Source organism: Arthrobacter sp. SO5 (assembly GCF_020532805.1).
GTDB lineage: Bacteria > Actinomycetota > Actinomycetes > Actinomycetales > Micrococcaceae > Arthrobacter.
Genome location: NZ_MQTQ01000017.1, coordinates 1 through 1,512 on the forward strand (window position 1 = coordinate 1; position 1,512 = coordinate 1,512).

1 rRNA gene is annotated in these 1,512 nt (G+C 55.2%); it reads left to right on the forward strand.

Annotated elements, in window-relative coordinates:
* A 23S ribosomal RNA gene (locus tag BJG92_RS03135) occupies positions 1-1,507 on the forward strand; the annotation flags it as partial.
* Positions 1,508-1,512 lie beyond the last annotated feature (5 nt).

Below are 1,512 nucleotides of genomic sequence, written 5' to 3' on the forward strand. Positions count from 1 at the left end.
CCTGGGAGGCAAGCGTATTAACAGGTGTGACGCAGGAAGGTAGCCGAGCCGGGCGATGGTTGTCCCGGTCTAAGGATGTAGGGCGAACGGTAGGCAAATCCGCCGTTCATGATGCCTGAGACCCGATGGGACTCCCGTAAGGGGGGATTCGGTGATCCTATGCTGCCAAGAAAAGCATCGACGCGAGGTTTTAGCCGCCCGTACCCCAAACCGACACAGGTGATCAGGTAGAGAATACTAAGGCGATCGAGAGAATTATGGTTAAGGAACTCGGCAAAATGCCCCCGTAACTTCGGGAGAAGGGGGGCCCCCATCGTGATGGACACTAGCTGTCCGGAGCGTGCAGGGGCCGCAGAGACCAGGGGGAAGCGACTGTTTACTAAAAACACAGGTCCGTGCGAAGTCGCAAGACGATGTATACGGACTGACTCCTGCCCGGTGCTGGAAGGTTAAGAGGACCGGTTAGCCGCAAGGCGAAGCTGAGAATTCAAGCCCCAGTAAACGGCGGTGGTAACTATAACCATCCTAAGGTAGCGAAATTCCTTGTCGGGTAAGTTCCGACCTGCACGAATGGAGTAACGACTTCCCCGCTGTCTCAACCATAAACTCGGCGAAATTGCAGTACGAGTAAAGATGCTCGTTACGCGCAGCAGGACGGAAAGACCCCGAGACCTTTACTATAGTTTGGTATTGGTGTTCGGAGTGGCTTGTGTAGGATAGGTGGGAGACGTTGAAGCCCGGACGCCAGTTCGGGTGGAGTCATCGTTGAAATACCACTCTGGTCACTTTGGACATCTAACTTCGGCCCGTAATCCGGGTCAGGGACAGTGCCTGATGGGTAGTTTAACTGGGGCGGTTGCCTCCTAAAAAGTAACGGAGGCGCCCAAAGGTTCCCTCAGCCTGGTTGGCAATCAGGTGTCGAGTGTAAGTGCACAAGGGAGCTTGACTGTGAGAGAGACATCTCGAGCAGGGACGAAAGTCGGGACTAGTGATCCGGCGGTACATTGTGGAATGGCCGTCGCTCAACGGATAAAAGGTACCTCGGGGATAACAGGCTGATCTTGCCCAAGAGTCCATATCGACGGCATGGTTTGGCACCTCGATGTCGGCTCGTCGCATCCTGGGGCTGGAGTAGGTCCCAAGGGTTGGGCTGTTCGCCCATTAAAGCGGTACGCGAGCTGGGTTTAGAACGTCGTGAGACAGTTCGGTCCCTATCCGCTGCGCGCGCAGGAAATTTGAGAAGGGCTGTCCTTAGTACGAGAGGACCGGGACGGACGAACCTCTGGTGTGTCAGTTGTACTGCCAAGTGCACCGCTGATTAGCTACGTTCGGATGGGATAACCGCTGAAAGCATCTAAGCGGGAAGCTCGCTTCGAGATGAGATTTCCATACACCTTGTGTGTGAGAGGCCCCCAGCCAGACCACTGGGTTGATAGGCCGGATGTGGAAGCGAGGACTAACGACTCGTGAAGCTGACCGGTACTAATAGGCCGATAACTTACACCACACACC